Annotated in this window: 21 protein-coding genes; 19 read left to right on the forward strand and 2 right to left on the reverse strand. The window is 45.4% G+C overall.

Annotation, left to right across the window (positions count from 1 at the left end; translation table 11 throughout):
- Positions 1–331: 331 nt before the first annotated feature.
- The 8 genes from infC (at position 332) to MKY01_RS09005 (ending at position 7,600) form a co-directional block, all read left to right on the forward strand.
- Positions 332–826, forward strand: a complete 495-nt coding sequence (infC, locus tag MKY01_RS08970; RefSeq protein ID WP_017689666.1) for a translation initiation factor IF-3 — start codon at positions 332–334, stop codon at positions 824–826.
- Positions 827–850: 24 nt separating this feature from the next.
- Positions 851–1,054 (forward strand): 50S ribosomal protein L35, encoded by a 204-nt coding sequence (gene rpmI / locus MKY01_RS08975; RefSeq protein WP_017689665.1) that lies wholly within the window; start codon positions 851–853, stop codon positions 1,052–1,054.
- An 88-nt stretch (positions 1,055–1,142) separates the two neighbouring features.
- Positions 1,143–1,502, forward strand: a complete 360-nt coding sequence (gene rplT / locus MKY01_RS08980) for a 50S ribosomal protein L20 (protein WP_017689664.1) — start codon at positions 1,143–1,145, stop codon at positions 1,500–1,502.
- A 580-nt stretch (positions 1,503–2,082) separates the two neighbouring features.
- Positions 2,083–3,123: a BMP family ABC transporter substrate-binding protein gene (locus MKY01_RS08985; RefSeq protein ID WP_127544459.1), complete on the forward strand. Its 1,041-nt coding sequence runs from the start codon at positions 2,083–2,085 to the stop codon at positions 3,121–3,123.
- A 299-nt stretch (positions 3,124–3,422) separates the two neighbouring features.
- Positions 3,423–4,961: an ABC transporter ATP-binding protein gene (locus tag MKY01_RS08990; RefSeq protein WP_127544457.1), complete on the forward strand. Its 1,539-nt coding sequence runs from the start codon at positions 3,423–3,425 to the stop codon at positions 4,959–4,961.
- A complete protein-coding gene (locus MKY01_RS08995; RefSeq protein ID WP_036610168.1) occupies positions 4,954–6,033 on the forward strand; it encodes an ABC transporter permease in 1,080 nt (359 codons plus the stop codon). Before MKY01_RS08990 ends, MKY01_RS08995 begins: the two co-directional genes overlap by 8 nt.
- A complete protein-coding gene (locus tag MKY01_RS09000) occupies positions 6,034–6,996 on the forward strand; it encodes an ABC transporter permease (RefSeq protein ID WP_253506968.1) in 963 nt (320 codons plus the stop codon). It begins immediately after the preceding gene.
- Between the two features lie 214 nt (positions 6,997–7,210).
- Positions 7,211–7,600: a hypothetical protein gene (locus tag MKY01_RS09005; RefSeq protein WP_222215514.1), complete on the forward strand. Its 390-nt coding sequence runs from the start codon at positions 7,211–7,213 to the stop codon at positions 7,598–7,600.
- A 6-nt stretch (positions 7,601–7,606) separates the two neighbouring features.
- Here MKY01_RS09005 and MKY01_RS09010 read toward each other — a convergent pair whose 3' ends face one another.
- Positions 7,607–8,053 (reverse strand): GNAT family N-acetyltransferase, encoded by a 447-nt coding sequence (locus tag MKY01_RS09010; RefSeq protein WP_100529523.1) that lies wholly within the window; start codon positions 8,051–8,053, stop codon positions 7,607–7,609.
- 601 nt (positions 8,054–8,654) lie between these two features.
- Here MKY01_RS09010 and ilvB point away from each other — a divergent pair.
- The 4 genes from ilvB to MKY01_RS09030 all read left to right on the forward strand — a co-directional run bounded on the left by ilvB (position 8,655) and on the right by MKY01_RS09030 (position 13,820).
- The gene (gene ilvB / locus MKY01_RS09015; RefSeq protein WP_127544452.1) at positions 8,655–10,406 is read left to right on the forward strand and encodes a biosynthetic-type acetolactate synthase large subunit; all 1,752 of its coding nucleotides are present in this window, start codon (positions 8,655–8,657) and stop codon (positions 10,404–10,406) included.
- Complete coding sequence (ilvN, locus tag MKY01_RS09020) at positions 10,403–10,885, forward strand: acetolactate synthase small subunit (protein WP_127544450.1); 483 nt, start codon at positions 10,403–10,405, stop codon at positions 10,883–10,885. Before ilvB ends, ilvN begins: the two co-directional genes overlap by 4 nt.
- Positions 10,886–11,146: 261 nt before the next feature.
- Positions 11,147–12,139, forward strand: coding sequence for a ketol-acid reductoisomerase (ilvC, locus tag MKY01_RS09025; protein ID WP_036669754.1), 993 nt, complete (start codon positions 11,147–11,149; stop codon positions 12,137–12,139).
- Between the two features lie 139 nt (positions 12,140–12,278).
- On the forward strand, positions 12,279–13,820 hold the full coding sequence (locus tag MKY01_RS09030) for a 2-isopropylmalate synthase (protein ID WP_036610154.1): 1,542 nt from the start codon (positions 12,279–12,281) through the stop codon (positions 13,818–13,820).
- A gap of 381 nt (positions 13,821–14,201) precedes the next feature.
- On the opposite strand, the gene MKY01_RS09035 is transcribed toward MKY01_RS09030, so the two are convergent.
- Positions 14,202–15,182 (reverse strand): aldo/keto reductase, encoded by a 981-nt coding sequence (locus tag MKY01_RS09035; protein WP_282318799.1) that lies wholly within the window; start codon positions 15,180–15,182, stop codon positions 14,202–14,204.
- Between the two features lie 233 nt (positions 15,183–15,415).
- On the opposite strand from MKY01_RS09035, the gene leuB reads away from it, so the two are divergent.
- The 7 genes from leuB to MKY01_RS09070 all read left to right on the forward strand — a co-directional run bounded on the left by leuB (position 15,416) and on the right by MKY01_RS09070 (position 23,163).
- Entirely contained in the window at positions 15,416–16,501 is a 1,086-nt protein-coding gene (gene leuB, locus MKY01_RS09040; RefSeq protein ID WP_036610148.1) for a 3-isopropylmalate dehydrogenase, read from the forward strand.
- A gap of 277 nt (positions 16,502–16,778) precedes the next feature.
- Complete coding sequence (locus MKY01_RS09045) at positions 16,779–17,318, forward strand: peroxiredoxin (RefSeq protein WP_036610146.1); 540 nt, start codon at positions 16,779–16,781, stop codon at positions 17,316–17,318.
- 356 nt (positions 17,319–17,674) lie between these two features.
- Positions 17,675–18,091 carry a hypothetical protein gene (locus MKY01_RS09050; protein WP_017689649.1) on the forward strand — a complete coding sequence of 139 codons (417 nt, stop codon included), beginning with the start codon at positions 17,675–17,677 and terminating at the stop codon, positions 18,089–18,091.
- A 448-nt stretch (positions 18,092–18,539) separates the two neighbouring features.
- Positions 18,540–19,646, forward strand: a complete 1,107-nt coding sequence (locus MKY01_RS09055) for a PAS domain-containing sensor histidine kinase (protein ID WP_036610143.1) — start codon at positions 18,540–18,542, stop codon at positions 19,644–19,646.
- Positions 19,647–19,767: 121 nt separating this feature from the next.
- Entirely contained in the window at positions 19,768–20,733 is a 966-nt protein-coding gene (locus MKY01_RS09060; RefSeq protein ID WP_127544442.1) for a MoxR family ATPase, read from the forward strand.
- Between the two features lie 4 nt (positions 20,734–20,737).
- Positions 20,738–21,853, forward strand: a complete 1,116-nt coding sequence (locus tag MKY01_RS09065; protein ID WP_127544439.1) for a DUF58 domain-containing protein — start codon at positions 20,738–20,740, stop codon at positions 21,851–21,853.
- On the forward strand, positions 21,850–23,163 hold the full coding sequence (locus MKY01_RS09070) for a DUF4129 domain-containing protein (RefSeq protein ID WP_127544436.1): 1,314 nt from the start codon (positions 21,850–21,852) through the stop codon (positions 23,161–23,163). Before MKY01_RS09065 ends, MKY01_RS09070 begins: the two co-directional genes overlap by 4 nt.
- Positions 23,164–23,210 lie beyond the last annotated feature (47 nt).

A 23,210-nucleotide genomic window follows, 5' to 3' on the forward strand; every position in this document is an offset into this window, starting at 1 on the left:
ATGCATGCGATACTTTGTTGACATCTGATATCACAAATGGGTAATTCACGAAAAAAAAGTTGTGAAAAATGTTGACAATGTATTTCATGGGTGATATGGTATTCAAGTGCCTTAAAGCGAATAGCAATGGAATCACAAGCAGAAGTCCGACTTCTCACCTGATCAACAAACATGTTGGCTGGTCAACGATCCCAATAATTTATGAAGTGTATACTCATGAAGAATTGTGTTGATTACAGGGATGTCGGTAGCTTGACCGGCATCCCTTTTATTTTTGTGTAACTGGATATTCAAAATGACCTGGAGGTGGACGATTATTAGTAAAGATCACATGATTAATGATGAGATTCGGGCGAAGGAAGTACGCCTTGTCGGAGCTGAAGGAGAACAAATTGGGATTACGCCCATTCGCGAAGCACTGCAAATGGCGATTGACCTGAATTTGGATCTGGTCAATGTGGCACCACAGGCTAAACCGCCGGTGTGTCGTATTATGGACTATGGCAAATTCCGCTATGAGCAACAAAAGAAAGATAAAGAAGCCCGTAAGAACCAGAAAATTGTTGATATTAAAGAAGTATGGTTCCGTTCCAATATCGAGGAGCACGATTATCAAACGAAGCTTCGTAATGTAGTTAAGTTTTTGAACGAAGGCGACAAAGTGAAATGTTCTGTTCGTTATCGCGGACGTGAAATTGCACATGCCGCGATTGGTCAACGGATTTTGGAGCGCGTTAAGGTAGAAGTTGCAGAACTTTGTACTGTTGAACGTCAACCGAAATTGGAAGGCCGCAGTATGATCATGATCTTGGCTCCTAAAGCCTGATAACATTGGAGGAGGAAACACAAAATGCCTAAAATGAAAACACACAGCAGTTTGAAAGGACGCTTCAAAATTACCGGTTCCGGTAAGGTCCTTCGTTACAAAGCTCACAAAAACCACTTGCTTTCCCACAAATCCAAACGTGCTAAGCGCGTTCTGAACGGTAACCCAGTTATGGCTGCCGGGGATGTTAGACGTTTGAAACAAGGCTTGGCTAACTTGAAAGGCTAATTCTAATTAGTAGATTCCGTATGGGGGATCGGCTACGGCCGTACACATACCACGGATACATTTATATTTATTTGGGAGGTTCTTTAATATGGCAAGAGTAAAAGGCGGTTTTGTAGTACGTCGTCGTCATAAAAAGGTTTTGAAACTGGCAAGAGGTTATTTCGGTTCCAAACACCGTATTTTTAAAACAGCTAACGAGCAAGTAATGAAATCCCTGGTATACGCATACCGTGACCGTCGCAACACGAAACGTAACTTCCGCAGACTGTGGATCGTTCGTATCAATGCTGCAGCACGTATGAATGGTTTGTCTTACAACAAACTGATTCATGGTTTGAAACTTGCTGGAGTAGACATGAACCGCAAAATGTTGGCTGATCTGGCCGTTAACGACATCAATGCGTTCAACTCTTTGGCTACTGTAGCTAAAGGCAAAATCAACGCTTAAATTGTATGATACAAGCCGCCGTACCTATATGGCGGCTTTTTTTACGGCTTGGAAGAAATTCGAGGATGAATCTCTGAATGAGTTAGAGCGAATAGGTTGTAGTCTGGAAGGGAACAATGAAACCAGATAACTGGTGAATAACGGTCCATGGGAATACATAAAATACGAACGGTGAAATAATACAAATAAAAACAGGTAAATCCCTCTCATCACTAAAGTTCGCGATATGTTTTTGTTATATAACATCACATCGTTGTAACGTTAGTGTGTTAAAACGATAAATTATTAAGCGTTTTCAATAAAAAAAGAACAAAAATATGTGATATTTGGTGATGAAACATCTGGATTTTAACACTGGTTGATTGTATAATCACCTCTAGTAGGCTAGTCCTAGATTTTTCTCTCCATGTCATAATGTTCGGTTTTTCGACAGATGATAGGATGCTTCAAGGGTGAGAATGCGCTTTTAATGTCGAAGAAACCATACATTCTGCATAAAAGTCATTCCTGCTATCTGTTAACCGTTCAATTGTAGGCTGGATTGGAATGAGGGATATATCATTAAGGGGGAAAAAGAGAAATGAAAAAGATGCTCAGCTTGTCTTTGGTAATGTTGCTGGCGGTATCGGTTATGCTCGCAGGTTGTGGTAGCAAACCGAAAGAAGAAACAAATGCCGGAGGAGATACAGGTGGCACACCCACTGAAACGAAATCCGATCTCAATATCGGTATGGTTACTGACGTAGGTGGAGTTAATGACAAATCCTTTAACCAATCCGCTTGGGAAGCTTTGCAAGCGACTGAAACAGAAACAGGTACTGCTGTTAAATACCTGCAAAGTAAATCCGATGAAGAGTACATTCCTAACCTGAACGAATTCGTTAAAGGTGGATATGATCTGACTTGGGGTATCGGTTTCCAATTGGCTGATGCAATCAAAACTGTAGCTGAGCAAAACCCTGATGCTAAACTCGCGATCATCGACAGTGTTGTTGATGCTCCTAACGTTAAATCCGTAACATTTGCTGAAGAAGAAGGATCTTACCTAGTTGGTGTTGTGGCTGGTCTGACAACAAAATCCAACAAAATTGGTTTTGTAGGCGGTATGCAAAGCCCACTGATCAAAAAGTTTGAAGTTGGATTCAGAGAAGGTGTTAAAGCAGTTAACCCTGACGCTAAATTCATTTCTAACTACACAGGTGCATTTGATAAACCTGACTTGGGTAAAGCAGCAGCAGCAACACTTTACAATGAAGGCGTAGATATTATCTTCCACGCTTCTGGCGCAACAGGTAACGGTGTGTTTATCGAAGCAAGTGCTCGCAAGAAACAAGGTCAAGATGTATGGGTTATCGGTGTTGACAAAGACCAATCTCTTGAGTTTGGTGATGAAATCACTTTGACTTCAATGATCAAAAAAGTTGACGAAGCTGTTAAGCGGGTAAACCAAGAAATCATCGATGGTACCTTCAAAGGCGGAGCTGAGAATCTGACTTTGAAAGACAACGGTGTAGGTGTCGCTGATACTTCCACGAAAAATGTTTCTGCTGATACACTTGCAAAAGTGGACGAGTACAAAGAAAAAATCATCAGCGGCGAAATCAAAGTTCCTACAGAGTAATTTGATCTTCGTTGCAAAAGAATAATCATTGGGGCCGGTCTTGACCGGCCTTATGATTGCAAGAACAGGAACATTTGATCAAGTCATCATAACAATTGTACAAGGTCACTGTGCACCAACGCTCCGGTAGGAGCTTTTCTTAAGATAATGGAATTTATACGTTCTTAGCGGAGCTGAACCATTCGATTATCGCAAGAAAAACTTCAGCTAAGCGTGGTCTGTCTTCTTTGAAAGTACGTCGATAGACGTTTTTTTTTACGTTTGCGGAACCACACTATATCAGTTATAAGGGTGATTACATGGGTGCAGCAACCCCCGTCGTTGAGTTAAAACAAATTACGAAGCGTTTCCCAGGCATTGTTGCCAACGACGCCATCAGCCTTCAGCTTCGTAAAGGCGAGATCCATGCGCTACTGGGCGAAAACGGCGCTGGTAAGTCAACGTTGATGAATATTGTTTTTGGTCTCTATCAGCCAGATGAAGGTTCCATTGAAGTGAATGGCAAGCCTGTCATCATCGACAGTCCTAACCGAGCGATCGATCTTGGCATCGGCATGGTGCATCAGCACTTTAAGCTTGTACAGCCGTTCACGGTAACAGAGAACATTATTTTGGGATCTGAACCAACGAAGGGTCTCAATATTAATTATAAAAAAGCAGCCGCTGAAGTTCAGCGTCTGTCTGAACAGTATGGACTGAAAGTGAATCCTCATGCCAAGATTCATGATATTTCTGTCGGAATGCAGCAGCGAGTTGAGATCGTAAAAACATTGTATCGTGGTGCAGATATTTTGATTTTTGACGAGCCTACAGCCGTATTGACTCCTCAAGAGATTAAAGAATTGATAATCATCATGAAGAAGCTTGCTGCTGAAGGAAAGTCCATTATTTTGATCACACACAAACTGAAAGAGATTATGGAAATTTCCGATACAGTAACCATTATTCGTCGGGGTAAAGTAATTGATTCGGTCAAAACTTCGGAAACGAATCCGAATGAGCTGGCAGAGAAAATGGTGGGGCGGAATGTCACATTCAAAGTGGACAAAAAACCGGCTACACCTGGAGCCAATGTGCTCGAAGTCAGTAAATTAACGGCCAAGAATAAAGAAGGTATTTCGGTTCTGAACCAACTTAACCTGAACGTACGTGCAGGAGAGATTGTCGGAATCGCAGGCGTGGATGGTAACGGGCAAAGTGAACTGATTGAAGCTCTTACCGGACTTCGTAAAGTAGAGAGCGGTTCGATTCTTTTGGAGGGCAAGGAGCTGTCCAATCATTCTCCGCGCCATATCTCGGAGTCGGGTGTAGCCCACATTCCGGAAGATCGACATAAACACGGACTTGTACTTGATTTTTCAGTGAGTGAAAATATCGTTCTGGAATCGTATTATAAAGCACCATACACCCGTAAAGGGTTCCTTAACTTCGATGCCATCAAACAGCAGGCGAAGCGGCTTGTTGAGGCTTTTGACGTGCGTACACCAAGCATTGAGACCAAAGCTCGGTCCTTGTCCGGAGGAAACCAGCAAAAGGCCATTATCGCCCGTGAGGTAGATAAAAACCCTGAACTGCTTATCGCTGCGCAACCAACGCGTGGTTTGGATGTAGGGGCTATTGAGTTCGTGCAAAAGCAACTGATTGCACAGCGCGATCAAGGGAAGGCTGTTCTACTGATTTCATTTGAGCTTGATGAGATTATCAATGTATCTGACCGAATTGCTGTTATTTATGAAGGACAGATCGTTGGTGAGGTGCTGCCGGAAGAAACCAATGACAGGGAGCTCGGCTTGATGATGGCGGGCAGCACCCAAAAGAGAGGTACTGCGCATGAATAACGTATTGAAATGGTTTACCCGAGATTCATTTATTTTGCCTGTAGTAGCTATTATTATGGGTCTTATTCTCGGTGGAGTTGTCATGCTGATTGGTGGTTACAATCCAATTGAAGCCTATGGTGCATTGTTCACCAAGGTATTTGGCGACATGTACAACTTTGGTGAAGCAGTACGGGAAATGACACCACTAATTATGACTGGACTTGCATTTGCATTTGCATCACGTGCAGGGTTGTTTAATATCGGTGGAGAAGGTCAATTTCTCGTTGGTATGACCGCTGCAACATTTGTTGGTGTTAAATTTGCAGGTTTGCCGATCTACCTCCATGCGCCACTGGCTTTGATTGCCGGTGCATTGTTTGGTGGTCTGTGGGCCGCTATTGCTGGTTATCTAAAGGCGGCACGTGGGGTCAATGAAGTTATCAGTAGTATCATGTTGAACTGGATTGGTCTGTATCTGGCCAACCTTATCGTTCGCCAATTCTTGCTGTTGAAGGGCGAGAATCGTTCCGTGGATATCAGCGAATCGGCTTCGATTAGTTTGACATGGCTCTCTGAACTGATGGGTAACTCCCGTGTACACATGGGGACGTTGATTGCCCTTGTGATGGCTGTGCTCTTTTATATCTATATGTGGAAAACAAAACAAGGTTATGAAATCCGCGCGGTAGGTTACAACCCTAATGCGGCTGAATATGCAGGTATGCATGTTAACCGGAATATCGTAAAAGCGATGTTTATCAGTGGTATGCTTGCCGGTCTTGGCGGTGCATTCCAGGTTCTTGGTGTGTTCCAATACCAAACCGTAATGTCGGGTTCACCGGGAACAGGCTTTGACGGAATTGCAGTTGCCCTGATTGGTTTGAATCATCCGTTTGGGGTGTTATTGGGGGCAGTGTTGTTTGGTACCCTCACGTACGGATCTGCAGGTATGAGTTTTGCTGCGGATGTTCCGCCTGAGATTATTCGGATTGTGATCGGTTCGATTATCTTCTTCATTGCGGCACAAGGCATCGTGCGCTGGATACTTAAACCGTTCTATTCGAAGCGTAAGAAAGAGAAGGTGTTGTAGATGGACTTGTTGACAATTGGGCAAATTATCAATACGACGCTTGTCTTTGCTACGGCATTGATTTTTGCATCACTCGGCGGAATTTTTTCTGAAAAATCAGGTGTAACCAACCTGGGACTTGAAGGTTTTATGGTATTTGGTGCCTTTGCAGCTGGAATCGGGGCGCATTATGCTCAAGAAGCTGGCATGGGTGGAACGACATCGGCCTGGATGGGGGTTTTGCTCGCGATTGTATTGGGCGTACTGGTATCTCTGATTCATGCCGTTGCGTCTATCACATTTAAGGCAGACCAGATTATCAGTGGTATCGTCATTAACTTTTTGGCAGCAGGAAGTACGTTGTACTTGGTTAAACTGTTGTTTGAAGGTTCTGGTGATTCACCGTTGGTTCAAGGCTTCAGCAAGTTTGATGTGCCATTGTTGAAAGACATTCCTTTGCTTGGAGAAGCCTTCTTTAAGAACGTATATCCAACGACATATCTGGCCATTCTGTTCGTATTCCTGACGTATTACATCATGTTCAAAACGCCATTTGGTCTGCGCCTTCGTTCTGTAGGTGAACATCCAAGTGCGGCTGACACGGTTGGTGTTAAAGTGCTTCGTTATCGCTATATTGGCGTTATGATCAGTGGTGCGCTTGCGGCTATTGGTGGAGCTGCGATTACGTTGACGACTACGGGTACATTCTCACACAATACGGTTTCCGGCCAAGGTTATATTGCCATTGCAGCTATGATCTTTGGTAAGTGGAATCCGATTGGTGCCTTTGGGGCGGCTGTCTTCTTTGGATTCTCACAAGCGATCCGAAACTATGTACAGTTGTTTGAATGGTCACAAAATATTCCCCAGGAAATTATTTTTATGTTGCCTTACCTGCTTACCATCATCGTTCTCGTTGCAGCGGTTGGACGTTCTTCGGCTCCGTCTGCACTCGGTGAAGCATATGATCCGGGTAAAAGGTAACAACCTTTTCCATATCAGCTTAGCTATTCAGAGTTCTGATAAAGGGTCCGCCTTGTGCGGGCCTTTTTTTGTTTTCTTGAACGCCCATCGACTTTTACATGCTTAACTTGGTTCTCGTGCAGATACCCATATTTTCAGGTAGGGACAAAGAAACAGGCGAATTCAGTGATGGACGAATACACTGTTTTGAACGATCCGAGGAGGAGGGGAAAGTATGAAACAACAAGTTACGCGTGATGAAGCGATGAAATTAATAGGCAAAAATATTGTTGCAATCAAAAAAGACGGCACTCGGGTTACGGGAAAGCTGTTGAAAGTATCGGGCAACAAACTGGTACTCAAGCGTTTGAATGGCAAAAAAGTAAGTACAAAAGCGATTCTGCCACTGGTATTGTTTGATCTGCTCGCTATTGCTACACTGCCTTATGCTTATGGAGGTGGTCCCGGCTTTGGTCCCGGATATGGACCTGGACCAAAACCAGGGCCTGGATATGGTCCAGGCTACGGACCGGGATATGGACCTGGAGGACCTGGTGGCGGATATGGACCTGGTCCTGGATTCGGCCCTTATGGTCCAGGTCCACGCCCGCCAGGATTTTTCTAGGACATTCTATAATGTTTTTTCCAATTCGTAGCAGCGGCTTATCATGATGTATCGAATCGCACTGTATCCATTTTTTTGATAAAACTGAAGCCCTTTGGTATTGCCCTCATCCACCATCACTTTAGATCTTCGACAACCCCGAGATACCGCAAAGCTCTCTGCTTTGAGCAACAAAGTTTGCCCGTAACGTTTGCGTTGTTCTTTCGGACTAACGGCCATCATATCGACATAGAGCAATTCCCCATGCATGAGAAAATGGATGAATGCCACAGCAGCTTTGTCTGGCTCCGGCGAGACAACAAAGGTCATGCCCCTGTTCATTCGCAGGGGTATTTCTTTGCGGATTTTATTAATTTCCTTTTCGCTCATATGGGATAAAGGAACAAGTTGAGTGTCAATCAGCTTCATGATGGCGCCATCATCTAGCTTGGATGTGCGTTGCCGAATCACCATGCGGAGCCTCCTTTCAGGACCAGTCGTGCTGCTCGTATATCCTATGCCCGAAGCAAGATAAAAGGTGACTGAATGAAGCGCTGGGATTAGGGCAACCTTATAGGCTGAAGAGGGAGGAAGGAAGGTTCTCTGAATTTTTATGCAAAACAGGTATTGACTTATCGGTTGGAGGAATCATATAATGTTCCTAACATTTAACGAGAATATTTCATCGGCTATGAAGAGGACGAAGTTTTAAGGGCTCTTTTGCTCAGAGAGTGGCTGGAATTGCTGAAACCACCACCATTATCCCTTATATACGAGCTCACCTCGGAGCTGTTTTCCTGAAAAGCACTGGATGTCACTCCTTTCGCGTATTAGGGAAAATCGTATGTCTGCGTTACAGACAACAGGTATGGGAAACGACTATGTTCGTTTGAGCTATTCGTTTTGTTGTACCTGGTAAGGTCCGTTATTGCGAAATTTCGGGCAAAGTTGGGTGGTACCACGGAAGCGATAACCTTTCGTCCCTCGCAAGCATGAACTTGTTTGCAGGGGATGGAAGGTTTTTTTTGTAACTTTAAATGTCAGAATGGTGTAAATTCCGAGAGGAGGATGACTAATGGGAGCTCAAATTCCAGAAGTACGATCGACAGATGAATTACGTGAAAAATGGATGAAGCCGGAGGTCATTAGCGGTTCCGAGATTCTGCTGAGAAGTTTGTTGCTTGAAGGTGTGGATTGCGTATTTGGTTACCCGGGTGGCGCAGTGTTGTACATTTACGATGCAATGTATGGTTTCGAGGATTTCAAACACGTCTTAACCCGTCACGAACAAGGTGCAATTCATGCAGCTGACGGATATGCACGTGCAAGCGGCAAAGTTGGTGTTTGTATCGCTACCTCCGGGCCGGGAGCAACCAATCTGGTTACTGGAATAGCCACGGCATATATGGATTCTGTGCCGCTGGTTGTCATTACGGGAAATGTTAATTCCAGCCTGATCGGCTCCGATGCTTTCCAGGAAGCGGATATTACCGGGATTACAATGCCGATCACCAAACACAGCTATCTGGTAAAAGATGTTAAGGATTTGTCGAGTATCATTCATGAGGCATTCCATATTGCCAACACCGGCCGTAAAGGTCCTGTACTGATCGACATTCCGAAAGATGTCTCAGCCAACAAAACCTTGTTTGAACCAAGTACTGAACCTGTTACATTAAGAGGGTACAATCCACGGACAGTACCAAACAAACTGCAGGTTGACCGTTTGGCTCAGGCCATTCAGGAAGCAGAACGTCCAATGATTCTGGCCGGTGGCGGTGTGGTATACTCGGGAGGACATGAAGAACTGTTCGAGTTTGTTGAGAAGACAGGCATTCCGATTACGACAACCCTTCTGGGGCTTGGTGCATTCCCAAGTGGGCATGAACTATGGACAGGGATGCCAGGAATGCACGGAACATACACATCCAACCTGGCCATCCAACAGTCGGATCTGCTGATTAATATCGGCGCACGATTCGATGATCGGGTAACAGGTAAGCTGGACGGATTCGCTCCACATGCCAAAATCGTTCATATCGATATTGATCCGGCTGAGATTGGTAAAAACATTGCAACCGATATTCCAATCGTTGGTGATGTGAAGACCGTACTTGAAATAGCCAACAAAGAAGTTGGACGTGCAGAGCGTGCAGATGCATGGAGAGACCAGATCAAACAGTGGAAACAAGAGAAGCCATACAGCTATACGGATTCAGACGAAGTGCTGAAACCGCAGTGGGTTGTTGAAATGTTGAATGATACAACCAAAGGTGAAGCGATTGTGACTACGGATGTGGGACAACATCAGATGTGGGCGGCACAATATTACAAGTTTAATCAACCACGTTCATGGGTAACTTCGGGTGGTCTCGGAACGATGGGCTTCGGATTCCCTTCTGCAATTGGTGCTCAGATGGCCAATCCGGACAGACTCGTTATCTCCATTAACGGTGACGGCGGAATGCAGATGTGTTCCCAAGAACTCGCAATCTGTGCTATTAACAATATACCGGTAAAAATTGTGATCATTAACAATCAGGTACTTGGAATGGTTCGCCAATGGCAGGAACTCATCTATGAGAACCGTTACAGCCACATTGATCTGGCAGGAAGCCCGGATTTTGTAAAACTGGCTGAAGCATATGGCGTGAAAGGATTGCGTGCAACGAATAAAGAAGAAGCAGAGCGTGCTTGGCAGGAAGCTTTGGATACACCAGGACCAGTCGTTGTAGAATTCGTAGTACGCAAGGATGAAAATGTGTATCCAATGGTTCCGCAGGGAGCAACAATTGATCAAATGCTGATGGGGGATGCTGACGAATGATTAGACATACGATTTCAATATTGGTAAACGATCAGCCAGGCGTCCTTCAGCGTGTATCAGGGTTGTTCGGTCGACGCGGATTTAACATTGAGAGTATTACCGTAGGTCAATCGGAAGAACCTGGACTCTCCCGGATGGTTATTGTCACCATTGGTGACGATAAAACGCTGGAGCAGATTGAGAAACAATTGTATAAAATCATCGATGTTATTAAAGTGGTTGATTTCAGCCTGAAACCGATGGTAGCCCGTGAACTCGCTTTGATTAAAGTGAAAGCAGAGCCTTCCGAGCGTCCTGAAATTCTGGGTGTGGTAGAAACATTCCGCGCATCCGTTGTAGATGTTGGTCCGAGCAGCCTGATTGTGCAGGTAGTTGGAGATACGGACAAAATTGATGCTATGATTGAATTGCTCAAGCCATATGGCATTCGCGAATTGTCCCGTACAGGCATAACTGCATTGGTACGCGGCAACGTATAAAGTTATAATGAATGAAGAGGGACGACGGTTAGCTAACATATACAGTTGATCTTATGTGAGTGTCAGTCCCTTAACAGTTGTAATTTAACATTTTAGTGATGTAACGCTTGAAAATATAGCTACATTCCCGCATTAATGGGCGGGTGTCTGAACGGATCGGATCAGACCAGAGATGCTTTTGACACTCCAAGCGAGGCGGTCCCTTGAGACACCCGCTCATTAATGAAGGGTTCTTTACAATACAAAGGAGGACTTATAAACATGCCAGTAACTACTTATTATGAACAGGATGCAGAGCTTAACGTATTGAAAGGAAAAACGATCGCGGTAATCGGTTATGGTAGCCAGGGCCACGCCCAAGCTCAAAACCTTCGTGATAGTGGATTGAACGTAGTAATCGGACTTCGTGAAGGTAAATCCTTCGACACTGCAAAAAATGACGGATTTGAAGTTCTGTCCCCGGCTGAAGCAACAAGCCGCGCAGATGTAGTTCAAATCTTGCTGCCAGACGAAACTCAAGCTTCTGTATACAAAAACGAAATCGAACCAAACCTGAAAGAAGGCGCTGCATTGCTCTTCTCACACGGTTTCAACGTTCATTTCGGTCAAATCGTTGCTCCAAAAAACAGCGATGTATTGCTGGTAGCTCCTAAGTCCCCTGGTCACATGGTACGTCGTACTTATGTGGAAGGTTTTGGTGTACCAGGCCTGATCGCGATTGAGCAAGATGCAACGGGTAAAGCTAAAGAAATCGGTTTGGCTTATGCTAAAGGTATCGGTTGTACACGCGCAGGGGTTATCGAAACTTCCTTCCGTGAAGAAACAGAAACAGATCTGTTCGGTGAGCAAGCTGTTCTGTGTGGTGGCGTGAGTGCATTGGTAAAAGCTGGATTCGAAACATTGACAGAAGCGGGTTACGCTCCTGAAATGGCATACTTCGAATGTCTGCACGAACTGAAGCTGATCGTTGACATGATGTATGAAGGCGGACTTTCAAGCATGCGTGATTCCATCAGTAACACAGCTGAGTACGGTGACTATGTAACTGGACCTCGCGTTGTAACTGAAGATACGAAGAAAGCAATGAAAGAAGTGCTGACGGATATCCAACAAGGTAAATTCGCACGTGACTTCATTCTGGAAAACCAATCCGGACGTGCATTCTTGACAGCAACTCGTCGCAACGAAGCTGAACACCCAATCGAAGTGGTTGGCGGACAATTGCGTGAGATGATGCACTGGATCAAGAAATAAGAATTAACTTCTAGAACATGCACTTAAAGGTATTCAAGTAAACTTAGAGCTTTAACTGGGAATAGCGGCCGTGCTTATGCGTGAGCCGCTATTGCTGGTTCAGAGAAACATATAACAACAAGTACAGGAGGTGCGAAGCGTGCGTAAAATCTATGTATTTGACACAACGCTGCGTGATGGAGAGCAATCCCCGGGAGTCAATCTGAACACTCGTGAAAAGGTGGAAATTGCCCATCAGCTCGAGCGGCTTGGCATTGACCGGATGGAAGCGGGTTTCCCGGCGGCATCTCCAGGTGATCTGGCAGCTGTCAATGCAGTAGCAAATGCGGTCAAAAATGTGACTGTAATTGGCTTGTCCCGTTCCAGAGAGCAAGACATTGATGCGGTTAAGGAAGCACTTAAAGGTGCACAGGACCCGTGCATTCACGTTTTCCTGGCAACTTCACCTATTCACCGCCAACATAAATTACGCATGGATAAAGCGCAGGTACTGGATACAGCTCGTTCCGCGATTCGTTATGCAAAGAAAACATTCTCGAAGATTGAATTCTCCCTTGAGGATGCAGGTCGTACCGAGTATGATTTCCTAGTGGAAATGGTGAATATGGCTGTTGAAGAAGGTGCAGCCGTCGTGAATATTCCGGATACGGTTGGTTACCTGAGCCCATATGAATACGGAAACATTTTCAAACACCTCAAGGAGAATGTACACGGTATTGAAAAGGTACAGCTGAGTGCCCACTGTCATAATGACTTGGGTATGGCGACGGCCAATACACTTGCAGCCATTCTCAACGGAGCCGATCAGATCGAAGGTACGATCAATGGCATTGGTGAACGTGCCGGAAACACGGCGATCGAGGAAATTGCTATGGCACTGGAGACACGTCAGGAATTTTTCCAGGCGAAAACATCGCTGCAGTTGTCTGAGATTGCACGGACCAGTCGTTTGGTTAGCCGTTTGACAGGTATGGTTGTGCCTGGAAACAAAGCCATTGTTGGGGCAAATGCCTTCGCACATGAATCTGGCATTCACCAGGATGGTATGCTGAAGGAAAAAACCACGTACGAGATCATGACCCCAGAGTCCATCGGTCTGAAGGAAAGTAAACTTGTACTGGGTAAACATTCTGGTCGTCATGCCTTCCGTGAACGGTTGATTGATCTGGGATATGAGCTGGAAGAAGAAGCATTGAATCGGGCTTTCGCCCAGTTCAAAGATCTGGCTGATAAGAAAAAAGAAGTTACTGACGAAGATCTGCTCGCTGTAATTGAAGAGAAATTGCAGGATGCACCTGAGGTGTATAAACTGGAATCCATCTTCGTAACTTACGGAGATGAATCGGTACCAACGGCCAAAGTCCGCATTGCAACGCTTGATGGGGATACGATTGAGAAGCAAGCAGAGGGTAACGGATCGGTAGATGCGATCTACAATGCGATTGACCAAGTGAGTGGGGAAGACGTAACGTTGTCTGACTACTCTATCAAATCGGTAACGCACGGTAAGGATGCATTGGGTGAAGTACATGTTGTGCTGACTCAGAATCAGGTTTCGGTACAAGGACGTGGCGTAAGCACAGATATATTGGGTGCAAGTGCACGTGCCTATGTAGACGGCCTGAATCAATTGATTGAGAAGCGCAAGACATATACGAACCGTGTAAACGTTAATCTGTAGGCTCCAATGCAAGAAGCACGCAGCCTTCATTGAACTGAACTTTAAGCTGAGACACATGTATGCTGCTAGAATGATCTATCTTTAATTTAATGGATATAGAAGATCGTTCGGCTTGCTTTGTTACGTTTAGTGAGGTACGTAAAGAGTCTGACTCTCCTGTGGAGGGCCAGACTCTTTTGCTTGTATTTGAGCATTTTGCATAACCTCTAAGCGTCTTCCAATCAGCAAGATATAGATCGAAATGATTCTGTTCGTCTATATCTTGTACCCGTGAGCGGTATAATTCGAATTATGCAAAATGCTGATTTATATAATTATGGCAGTAAAACCACAGAACCTTTTCTACGATTACCTATTGCATTGGCTTACACTATCAAGCTATTACCACGCGTATGCATTAGGGGCATGTCCACCTGGACCCGGGAAAATCTCATCCAGACGTTTGAGCACGGCTTCATCCAAAGTTACATCCAGACATTTGAGTGCTGTCTCAAACTGCTCCAGTGTACGCGGTCCGATAATCGGGGCGGTCACTGCCGGATTGGCTGCAACCCATGCCAAAGCTACCGTATCCTGTGGTTCACCGAGATCACGACATAGTGCGGCAAAGTCTTCAAGCTGAGTTTGCTGCTGCTCGATCCGTCCAGCGATGCCTCCACTGCGTGTTCCTTCCAGCTTCTGCAGAGCGTTACGTCCCAGTAATCCACCATCCAGTGGACTCCATGGAATGACGCCGAGGCCCAGCTCTTTGGCAGCGGGCAGTACTTCCAACTCAGGCAAACGACAGTTGAGACTATATTTATGTTGTTCGGAAACCAGGCCGAGGAAATGACGATTCTTGGCTTCACTTTGAGCGATTGCAATCTGCCATGCAGCAAAGTTACTCGATCCTACATAACCGATTTTACCCTGATGAACGGCATTCTCGAACGCCCCCCACAGCTCGTCCCATGATATCGCAGGGTCTACATGATGCATCTGGTATAGCTCGATATGATCGGTCTGTAAGCGGCGGAGGGAACCCTCCAGATGCCGTCTGATTTTGTAGGCGGAGAGGCCAGCTTCGTTGTTGGGGCCATCTGTATCATCATGCATGGAGCCATAGACTTTGGTGGCCAGAACTACTTTTTCACGTCTGCCCCCGCCCTGGTTGAACCAGCGTCCGATAATTTCTTCGGTAAGGCCGGAATTTTCACCCCAACCGTAGATGTTAGCGGTATCAAAAAAGTTCACGCCGGCATCTAGTGCTGCGTCCATAATGCGGAAAGCTTCTTTTTCATCTGTAGCAGGCCCGAAATTCATGGTACCGAGACAGATTCGGCTGACCTTGAGGCCTGATTTACCCAAATACGAATATTGCATATTGCTTATCCCTCCTGCGTACCTGATTTGAATTCAGCTATATTTTAACCCAGCCGGGAGGTCAGAACAACTTGGAAAGGCCAATCTCTATTGGCTTATAGGTAAAATCTATTAAAGTCATAGATTGTATATCTTGGTCAAATGACCTTGGAATATGATACAAAAGAGAGAGTTAATATGAGACGTTACTTTATGAATAATTAATGAATGAAATATAAGGAGTGGACAACCCAATGGCAGACGTGAAAAAAATTGCAGTTATTGCAGGTGACGGAATCGGCCCTGAAGTCGTAGCTGAGGCTGAGAAAGTTCTTAAACGTACGGAGGAAGTATTCGGTTATCGTTTTGAGACAGAGCATGCGTTGTTTGGCGGAATCGCGATTGATGAGAAGGGTACACCTCTTCCTGAAGAAACACTGAGCGTATGTAAAAGTGCAGACGCGGTCCTGCTTGGAGCAGTTGGCGGCCCAAAATGGGATAACAACAGCAAGGAGCTTCGCCCGGAAACAGGCCTGCTGGGTATTCGCAAAGCACTTGGATTGTTCTCCAACCTGCGTCCGGCTGTTGTATTTGATTGCTTGAAGGATGCTTCAACTCTGAAGCCTGAAGTACTGGAAGGTACAGATCTGATGGTGGTACGTGAGTTGACAGGTGGGATCTACTTCGGAGAGAAGTTCAGACGTGAAAGTGCACAGGGCGAAGAGGCTGTGGATACATGTGCATATAATGTAACAGAAGTGGAACGGATCGTTCGTCAGGCGTTCGAAATTGCGCAAGGACGTCGCAAAAAGCTGGCTTCTGTAGACAAAGCCAACGTATTGGAAACTTCCCGTCTCTGGCGTGAAGTCGTGAACCGGGTAGCACCGGATTATCCGGATGTTGAACTGGAGCATGTACTGGTAGACAACTGCGCGATGCAATTGCTGCGTCGTCCGTCCAGCTTCGATGTCATCGTAACGGAAAACATGTTTGGAGATATCTTGAGTGATGAAGCAGCGATGTTGACAGGTTCCATCGGTATGCTCGCATCTGCATCACTGGGAGAGGGCAGCTTCGGACTCTATGAGCCGGTACACGGTTCTGCACCGGATATCGCAGGTCAAGGCCTCGCTAATCCGATTGCAACCATTCTCTCTTTGGCATTGATGTTCCGTACAACCTTTGGTTATACAGAAGGTGCGGATGCCATTGAAGCAGCTGTATCAGATGTATTGAACGCAGGACACCGCACGAGTGATATTGCTGTAGACAAGAGCACAGCGATCAGCACGACCGAAATGGGCGATTTGATCGTGGCGGCTATTCAGAAACAGGCGTAATTATATTACCAACTACAGGCAGCCCTTTGTTTCCAGTTATGGAATGTACAGAGGGCTGTTCCTTTATCATTTTTGCCACGAAAAATCCTTATTTATAATGATTATAAAAAAATAATCTTTATAATCTTGACTTTGGGAAGTCCGGATGATAACATTTTACTTGTACTTGTTATCAAGGTTCAAATCATTTTAATTACAGGAAAAACGTACGCGTTTTTCTTGATGATGAGCAATCCGCAAGGATGCTTACATAATCCCAAAGGAGGAATTTTTAGTTATGGCAGAACGTTTGGTAGGTAGACCAGCACCGGATTTCGCAATGGAAACAGTATCGGGAGACGGACAAGACTTTGGTTCCGTTAAACTGTCCGATTATCGTGGCAAATGGCTTGTATTCTTCTTTTATCCTTTGGACTTCACATTTGTGTGCCCAACTGAAATTACAGCTTTGAGCGTTGCTTCCGAGCAATTCAAAGCTTTGGATACAGAAATCCTTGGCGTGAGTGTAGACTCCGTACACAGCCACAAAGCATGGATCAATACACCTGTAGACAGCAATGGTCTGGGTCAATTGAACTTCCCACTGGCTTCCGATATCACGAAGCAAGTGGCTAAAGATTACGGCGTTCTGATCGAAGAAGAAGGCGTAGCATTGCGCGGTCTGTTCATCATCGATCCAGAAGGCGAATTGAAATATCAAGTAGTTAACCACAACGATGTAGGCCGTAGTGTTGAAGAAACACTTCGCGTACTGCAAGCACTGCAATCCGGCGGATTGTGTGCAATGAACTGGAAACCAGGCGACACTAACCTGTAAGCCAGATTAACTTGAACGGTTTTTGTTCAAGCCCTCATCCCGTTAGGGATTGAGGGCTTTTTGCACCCTTTTGACGGAAGTTATCACGAAGTTAATCAAAAGTGTTTGAACAAGCAGCTAAGCGTGTTAATAATATATTAGAAGAAAGTCTTCTTTTTATCTGTTGAAAGAGGAATTGATGGCCTTTAAGGCGAATAGGGTATGGAAACCCGGTAAATATTCCGGTGCTCTGCATTTATAATCTGTACATGAATGTGATACACTGATGGAACTATTCCTTTTTGGAAGTGCTGTAAGTGTACGGGATGGCATTTTAACAAAAAAGTCCCGGCACGTAATAAGGAGGGTGAACAAAAATGAGTTACTGTTGTGGGGCAAGTATGGTTGGAACAAAGGGCACGCTGAAGCATTACCGCACCCAGGTTCATAATGTTCCCCTGCTGTTTTGCCCGGTGTGTCACCGGGTTGAGGTGCATTATAAAGTGGAAAACGAATACGAAATTCTGGCTGAATATGCGCATGGAGACGGTGCATCCGAGATCGACTTTCAAGATTATGTTACAGAAGATGAGGATGCGATTTTTGAAAACTGTGTAAACCGTGAGAGCGAGGATGCCATGGTCATTGTGCAACGCCAGATTGATATGGCTCTGGATTTGCTCAGGCTCGCGAAGGAAACCAAAGACGAGAAGTGGGAAAGCGAACTTAAACGTCGATTAGCTGTGATGAGTCAGCGCAGACTGAAAATTCAGCATAATAAGACCGGACTATAGATGATCTCGGATATATCACCAATTAAAGATATTAAAAACGAAGCTGATTTGCCTAACTGGGTGAAACGGCTTCGTTTTTGTGCTGTGTTCTGGAACTAATTCGAGGTTTTTTTTAAAATAATTTCCATTCGACACTTTCTCCGATTGACTCTCTTCTATAAACTTGTCTATGATAAAAACAGACTTGCAAAAGAGGCGGAGCAAAAAATGTTCGTGTTTGGGAATAGGAGAAGGTCAGAATGGGACAAACGTATATGATTTTCCGGATCGACTGTTGGTTACCGGGAATAGACCAGCTTGAGTTCCGGCCATGCCATCCATATTTTCGGCTCAGCCCCCCAACGAAAGGGCACCGGTAATGAAAAATAAAATCGGCCCTTCCTGTTTCTGTGATGATATGATGTCCGAATGGCAAGTTTATCATTTACGTGAAAAGGAGGAACCTGACATGATTAGTGAATTTCAGGATACAGTGCCTCAACCAACGGATGGTTTCCCGCCTGTGCATCTGGATAACAACAAGTACGAGAATGTACTGGAACATCTGGATAGCGGTATTATGTTGTTTGACAGTCACGGTGTATTGACGTTTATTAACGTTCAGATGGCAAAGTTGTTGGAACTTCCAAGAAGTCTGTTGAGCGGCTGCACCCTGATGCAAATGCTGCATCATCCGCAGATGAGCCGATTCAAGAAAAAGAAAATTTTACGTATCTATCGGGAAACTATTTTTCATCGTAAGCGCTATCATGAGTTGATTGATGAATACGGAAGGCATTGGCTGGTTACTGTGACGTACGGTGATCAGATGGATGGCGACTTCTTGTTCAGCGTCAAAGATGTATCTGATTATAAACAAATTGAACAGACCGCTTATCAAAATGACAAACTTGCGATGCTGGGGCGAATTTCAGCATCTATTGCTCATGAAATTCGTAATCCGTTGACTGCAATCCGTGGGTTCATTCAACTGCTCAGGCCCCATTTGCTGCAGCTCGGCAAAGACGAGTACGCTCGAATCATACTGACGGAGATTGATCGGGCGAATGACATCATCTACGAATTTTTGAATTCTTCCAAACCGTCAGCTCCACAGAAGACCGTGATATCCGTCGACTCTTTGCTCAAAGAGGTGGTCTTGCTGACCGAAAGCGAAGGGTTGATGAAGGGATGCGAGATCGTACTGGATGAAGGGGATGCCCCGCTGAATGTGTCCATTGATGTCAAACAGATTAAGCAGGTTATTTTGAATATGGTGAAAAACGCAATGGATGCCATTGAGGAAGTTGGCGAAGAACATACGGGTCTAATTCGAATATCTACCGCCACGGAAAACAAATTCGTGCAGATCTCCATCGCGGATAACGGTCATGGGATGGACCATAACACGCTTGTACGTCTGTTTGATCCATTCTTCACGACCAAGGAGAGCGGAACGGGGCTTGGACTTTCGGTGAGTTACCGGATCATCAAGAACCATGGAGGCACTATCTCTGTGGATAGCAAAAAGGGCGAAGGCACGCGGTTTATAATTATGTTACCCTTGGTATATTGAGAAAAGCGGGGAGTTAAGGAGTTGGCCATTTGCCAACTCCTTTGTTTTATGTTGCCAATAACGGTTATAGTTAGTAATGAATGCGAATACATAAGCTCCATAACGGAAGGATGAGATGCAGATGGAAATCCAAGGAATGGAACGAATGAATCAACAATTTATGGATCATGTGGGAAAAGTGATTGTGGGAAAAGAGCATACCATAGAGCTGGTAATGACAGCGATCATAGCGTCAGGACATGTGCTGCTGGAGGATGTACCGGGTACCGGAAAAACGATGCTTGCCAAATCGGTAGCCTCTTCATTGGACTGCACATTCCAACGGATACAGTTTACACCGGACTTGCTGCCCTCGGACTTAACAGGGATTCATTTTTTTAATCAAAAAGAAGGGGATTTTGAATTCCGACCCGGCCCCTTGTTTGCCAATCTTGTACTAGCTGATGAGATTAACCGGGCTACACCGCGTACACAATCAAGCTTGCTGGAGTGTATGGAAGAGCGCCAGATCAGTATCGACGGTTCAACGAGACAGCTGGAACGGCCATTCATCGTTATCGCCACCCAGAATCCTGTAGATAACCAGGGAACTTTTCCACTACCTGAAGCGCAGATGGATCGTTTTATGATGAAAATTCGCATGGGTTATCCAAGCAGTGAAGAGAGTGTAGAAATTTTGAGACGTACGGTAGCCAGTCGTTCTGTTGATGATCTCTCGGCAGTGATCAGTCGTGAAGAACTTTTGAAGGCGCAGGATACGTATAAAACAGTGCAAATCAACGAAGATTTGCTACGATATATCATTCAGTTAACCGAAGCGACAAGGCAACATCCAGAGCTCTCGCTTGGCGTAAGTCCACGAGGGGCTCAGGCATTACTCAAGGCAAGTCAGGCATGGGCTGCACTGCATGGCAGAGACTTTGTTTTGCCTGATGATATTAAAGTACTGGCGGAACCTGTGCTGGCCCACCGACTCGTATTCCGTAACCGGATCAGACAACAAGAGGGCTTGGCGGAGCGTATCATCCAGGAACTTCTGAATCAGACAGAAGTGCCTACGGAGAATCTCGCTACAAGCGGGCGTTAATCTTATGGCATTATTATGGCTTGTCCTTGTTGGAGGCATTGTCGTTGTTATACATGGTGTGTGGTTTGGACGACCTGCACTGCGAAAGCTCAGGTACAGCAGACAATTCAGCAAGCTGCGTTGTTACGCTGGAGATGAACTTGAGATGGTGGAGACGATATCGAATGAGAAACGAGTCTCCGTACCGTGGCTCAGACTTGAATCGATGATGCCAGTGTCGTTTGTATTTCGTTCCGGCTCAGGTATGGATATTAGTCAAGGCGAAATCTATCAGAACCATAAGAGTATTTTTACGTTAAAACCGTTTACTCGTATTACGCGCAAGCATCCTTTTACATGTACTCAGCGTGGAATTTATCCATTAAATACAGCAACGATGACAGGGGGGGATCTCTTTGGCGTGTGGCGTTCCACCAAACCGATTCCTTTGCAAATGTCTATGATTGTGTATCCCTCATTAGTGAATGCAGAGGATCTTCCTGCAATTTATCAGGTATGGCAGGGAGAAGTGGAAGTATCACGATGGATCGTTGAAGATCCTTTCTTGATCCTGGGTGTTCGGCCTTATGGTGCAGGCGACCCCATGAATCGTATTCACTGGAAAGCGAGTGCACGTACAGGTGAATTACAGGTCTACAAGCAGGGATGGACGGCTGATCCGCAATCCTGGATAGTAGTCAATATTCAGGAATCTGCAGATATGTGGAGTGTTGTTACTCGACCGGAAAAGATTGAGCGGGCACTTCGTTACGCTGCCACGGTTGCAGTGGATGCCATCGGTAGAGGGTTGCCAGCAGGTTTCGCCCATAATGGTTATCATGTGGGTGGAGGCCGCGATACACTTCGGATTGAACCGGATTATGGCACGCCCCATCTGGAACGGTTACTGGAAGCTATGGCTGAGACAGAATTGAAATGTATGGTGCCCATGGAGCAATTCCTGAATGATGAAGTACGTCTGAATGAAGAAGCACAGCAAATCCGCAGCTATCTGCTGATTACATGCTATGTATCTGCCGCTATGGAGCACGAGATTGCACGTCTGCACGAACAAGGACATCGTGTAACGATTCTCCCGGTAGAGGACGTGAAGGGTAATACGAAGGCGGTGAGTGCATGAGGAACAGACCGGTAGCAACGACCACAGGACTCATAGCAATGCTTGCCGTCTTGATGGCTGGCATATACCTTTTTCCGATATTTACGCTTGCTTCATTCTACGCAATGGAACATTTGCCATACACACTATTCATCCTGGTTGTTCTTGTAGGTTGGTTAGGACAGTTCATTCAGCATAAAATTCCAGGTTTTAGCGAGAAAAGCACACTCATTCGTGGATTAACGGCACTCGTCATAGGATTTCTCTTCGCACTCGTTGTTGGGATGAGCCTTATTCTCCCGTTGCCGGATATCATCACATTGGTACTGTGTGGAGTCATATCGGCTTATACAGGTCTGACCTTCCAGCCAGTCTTTCATTCAGTGTTGTTATGGCGCTTGCAGATTATGGGTGTAATTAGTGCAATCGTGCTTATGATTGCTTCGAACTCGTTGGAATTCATGCAGCCGATACAAACCTATACCCTATGGATCTATATTGCGGGAGTGATCAGCTTTGCCTTTTGGCTGGTTGGACGATATATGCTACAACTGGATCAGGCAATACTCAATGACGGCAAGAGAAGATTGGTATTAAGAGATTTTGCACGTGCGAATCATCAGCGGTTCATGTGGATGTTTATTGTTATCGTAGCGATTGGTGCTTTCCCAAGTCTGGCTGCCTGGCTGGGACCGCTGCGTGATCGCTTGCTCGCATGGATCAGGGGATGGTTTGGTCCGATTTCCGGCGAGGAGCCACGATTACCAATGGACAACCCCAATCAGCAGTTAAATATACCGAATGACTGGAGAGAGCCGCCATCCGAGCCCTCAGTCTTCTGGAACATCCTCGGATGGGTAGTGATGTGTGCTGTAGCAGGAGCAATCCTGTGGCTGCTTCTGAGGTTGGGTCAAAAAACGATAAACAGACTTATGGACCGATTCAAGGGGATGTTACAACCAGGTGAAAAGAAGGCAGAACCACGGACGGAGTATATCGATGTCAGTGAGACGCTTGATGCGCCAGCAAAAGTCCGAAAGAATTGGTTTCGGAAGAAAGAAGCGCCACCTGCACAGGATGCCGAACGTGTTCGGTATTACTATCGGACTTGGATTGAAAGAGCCGCTCATCGAGGCGTGGAAATACAGGGGACACACACTCCGCTGGAGGCTGCACAGACCATTATTCAGAATGGTATGAAGGTAGAAGAAGATGAGCTGTCTGCGAGACTGCCAGATACGTATAATGCCGTTCGTTATGGAGAGAAAGCTCCCGATCGTTCCGATATGGTTGAGATTGACCGAATCTGGAGATCTTATCGAAGTAAATAAGTCCGGAATCCCTTTACTTTTCTTGTCACGTTCAAGTATCATGAGAG

It is taken from the genome of Paenibacillus sp. FSL R5-0486 (genome assembly GCF_037975155.1).
GTDB classification, from domain to species: domain Bacteria; phylum Bacillota; class Bacilli; order Paenibacillales; family Paenibacillaceae; genus Paenibacillus; species Paenibacillus amylolyticus.

What these genes read in the sequence shown, in the direction of transcription:
- leuB (WP_036610148.1), top strand. Translation starts at nt 15,416, where the DNA reads ATGGCAGACGTGAAAAAAATTGCAGTTATTGCAGGTGACGGAATCGGC.
- MKY01_RS09050 (WP_017689649.1), top strand. Translation starts at nt 17,675, where the DNA reads ATGAGTTACTGTTGTGGGGCAAGTATGGTTGGAACAAAGGGCACGCTG.
- rplT (WP_017689664.1), top strand. Translation starts at nt 1,143, where the DNA reads ATGGCAAGAGTAAAAGGCGGTTTTGTAGTACGTCGTCGTCATAAAAAG.
- MKY01_RS09010 (WP_100529523.1), bottom strand. Translation starts at nt 8,053, where the DNA reads ATGGTGATTCGGCAACGCACATCCAAGCTAGATGATGGCGCCATCATG.
- MKY01_RS09005 (WP_222215514.1), top strand. Translation starts at nt 7,211, where the DNA reads ATGAAACAACAAGTTACGCGTGATGAAGCGATGAAATTAATAGGCAAA.
- ilvC (WP_036669754.1), top strand. Translation starts at nt 11,147, where the DNA reads ATGCCAGTAACTACTTATTATGAACAGGATGCAGAGCTTAACGTATTG.
- MKY01_RS09065 (WP_127544439.1), top strand. Translation starts at nt 20,738, where the DNA reads ATGGCATTATTATGGCTTGTCCTTGTTGGAGGCATTGTCGTTGTTATA.
- MKY01_RS08985 (WP_127544459.1), top strand. Translation starts at nt 2,083, where the DNA reads ATGAAAAAGATGCTCAGCTTGTCTTTGGTAATGTTGCTGGCGGTATCG.
- MKY01_RS09000 (WP_253506968.1), top strand. Translation starts at nt 6,034, where the DNA reads ATGGACTTGTTGACAATTGGGCAAATTATCAATACGACGCTTGTCTTT.
- ilvB (WP_127544452.1), top strand. Translation starts at nt 8,655, where the DNA reads ATGGGAGCTCAAATTCCAGAAGTACGATCGACAGATGAATTACGTGAA.
- MKY01_RS09045 (WP_036610146.1), top strand. Translation starts at nt 16,779, where the DNA reads ATGGCAGAACGTTTGGTAGGTAGACCAGCACCGGATTTCGCAATGGAA.
- MKY01_RS08995 (WP_036610168.1), top strand. Translation starts at nt 4,954, where the DNA reads ATGAATAACGTATTGAAATGGTTTACCCGAGATTCATTTATTTTGCCT.
- infC (WP_017689666.1), top strand. Translation starts at nt 332, where the DNA reads ATGATTAATGATGAGATTCGGGCGAAGGAAGTACGCCTTGTCGGAGCT.
- MKY01_RS09035 (WP_282318799.1), bottom strand. Translation starts at nt 15,182, where the DNA reads ATGCAATATTCGTATTTGGGTAAATCAGGCCTCAAGGTCAGCCGAATC.
- MKY01_RS09055 (WP_036610143.1), top strand. Translation starts at nt 18,540, where the DNA reads ATGATTAGTGAATTTCAGGATACAGTGCCTCAACCAACGGATGGTTTC.
- rpmI (WP_017689665.1), top strand. Translation starts at nt 851, where the DNA reads ATGCCTAAAATGAAAACACACAGCAGTTTGAAAGGACGCTTCAAAATT.
- MKY01_RS09070 (WP_127544436.1), top strand. Translation starts at nt 21,850, where the DNA reads ATGAGGAACAGACCGGTAGCAACGACCACAGGACTCATAGCAATGCTT.
- ilvN (WP_127544450.1), top strand. Translation starts at nt 10,403, where the DNA reads ATGATTAGACATACGATTTCAATATTGGTAAACGATCAGCCAGGCGTC.
- MKY01_RS08990 (WP_127544457.1), top strand. Translation starts at nt 3,423, where the DNA reads ATGGGTGCAGCAACCCCCGTCGTTGAGTTAAAACAAATTACGAAGCGT.
- MKY01_RS09060 (WP_127544442.1), top strand. Translation starts at nt 19,768, where the DNA reads ATGGAAATCCAAGGAATGGAACGAATGAATCAACAATTTATGGATCAT.